Annotated in this window: 1 rRNA gene; it reads right to left on the bottom strand. The window is 53.5% G+C overall.

Features of this window, described 5'->3' with window-relative positions:
- Window positions 1–69 precede the first annotated feature (69 nt).
- Window positions 70–1,609: ribosomal RNA gene (locus DET50_RS19110) — 16S ribosomal RNA — on the bottom strand.
- Window positions 1,610–1,821 lie beyond the last annotated feature (212 nt).

The following is a 1,821-nucleotide window of genomic DNA, read 5'->3' as shown; positions in this document are numbered from 1 at the left end:
CCCTTTTGCTCTCTTTATTAGCCAACCAAGTAATTCGTGTGGACTCTGACCGAAGCATTCGGCTTCGTTTAAGGAGGTGATCCAGCCGCAGGTTCCCCTACGGCTACCTTGTTACGACTTCACCCCAGTCATGAACCACACCGTGGTGATCGTCCTCCCGAAGGTTAGACTAACCACTTCTGGTGCAATCCACTCCCATGGTGTGACGGGCGGTGTGTACAAGGCCCGGGAACGTATTCACCGCGACATTCTGATTCGCGATTACTAGCGATTCCGACTTCACGCAGTCGAGTTGCAGACTGCGATCCGGACTACGACGCGTTTTAAGAGATTGGCTTACCCTCGCGAGTTTGCAGCCCTCTGTGCGCGCCATTGTAGCACGTGTGTAGCCCTGGCCGTAAGGGCCATGATGACCTGACGTCATCCCCACCTTCCTCCGGTTTGTCACCGGCAGTCTCCCTAGAGTTCTCAGCCGAACTGCTAGCAACTAGGGATAGGGGTTGCGCTCGTTACGGGACTTAACCCAACATCTCACGACACGAGCTGACGACGGCCATGCAGCACCTGTCACTGCGTTCCCGAAGGCACCAATCTATCTCTAGAAAGTTCGCAGGATGTCAAGGCCAGGTAAGGTTCTTCGCGTTGCGTCGAATTAAACCACATGCTCCACCGCTTGTGCGGGCCCCCGTCAATTCATTTGAGTTTTAACCTTGCGGCCGTACTCCCCAGGCGGTCAACTTAGTGCGTTAGCTGCGCCACTAAGGATTCAAGATCCCCAACGGCTAGTTGACATCGTTTACGGCGTGGACTACCAGGGTATCTAATCCTGTTTGCTCCCCACGCTTTCGCACCTCAGTGTCAGTATTGGTCCAGGTAGCCGCCTTCGCCACTGGTGTTCCTTCCTATATCTACGCATTTCACCGCTACACAGGAAATTCCACTACCCTCTACCATACTCTAGCCCGACAGTTCGAAATGCCGTTCCCAGGTTAAGCCCGGGGCTTTCACATCTCGCTTATCGAACCACCTACGCGCGCTTTACGCCCAGTAATTCCGATTAACGCTTGCACCCTCCGTATTACCGCGGCTGCTGGCACGGAGTTAGCCGGTGCTTCTTCTGTGAGTAACGTCAAGCCTCAAGGGTATTAACCTTAAGGTTTTCCTCCTCACTGAAAGTGCTTTACAACCCGAAAGCCTTCTTCACACACGCGGCATGGCTGGATCAGGGTTGCCCCCATTGTCCAATATTCCCCACTGCTGCCTCCCGTAGGAGTTCGGGCCGTGTCTCAGTCCCGATGTGGCTGATCATCCTCTCAGACCAGCTACGGATCGTCGCCTTGGTAGGCCGTTACCCCACCAACTAGCTAATCCGACATAGGCTCATCCAATAGCGCAAGGTCCGAAGATCCCCTGCTTTCCCCCGTAGGGCGTATTCGGTATTAATCCGGGTTTCCCCGGGCTATCCCCAACTACTGGGCAGATTCCTATGCATTACTCACCCGTCCGCCGCTCGTCAGCGGGGTGCAAGCACCCCCTGTTACCGCTCGACTTGCATGTGTTAAGCCTGCCGCCAGCGTTCAATCTGAGCCATGATCAAACTCTTCAGTTTAAATCATACAAGAATCCGAAGATTCTCTATTCTTGCTCAAGACAAAACTCAATTTCGACGAGTCACTGTCCTGATATTTCGTGTCCGAAATACCTCGGCCAGCGCCCACACGAATTACTTGGTTAACTTTTTAAAGAGCGTTGAGCGTCTGCTCAATCAAGGCCGCGTATTCTACATCGAATCCCGACCCTGTCAACCGTTAATTTTCAGCG

This window comes from Marinobacter pelagius (assembly GCF_003315345.1).
Classification (GTDB): Bacteria; Pseudomonadota; Gammaproteobacteria; order Pseudomonadales; family Oleiphilaceae; genus Marinobacter; species Marinobacter pelagius_A.
Note: the sequence above shows the minus strand (reverse complement) of the source record. Positions and strands in the feature narration are given on the sequence as shown.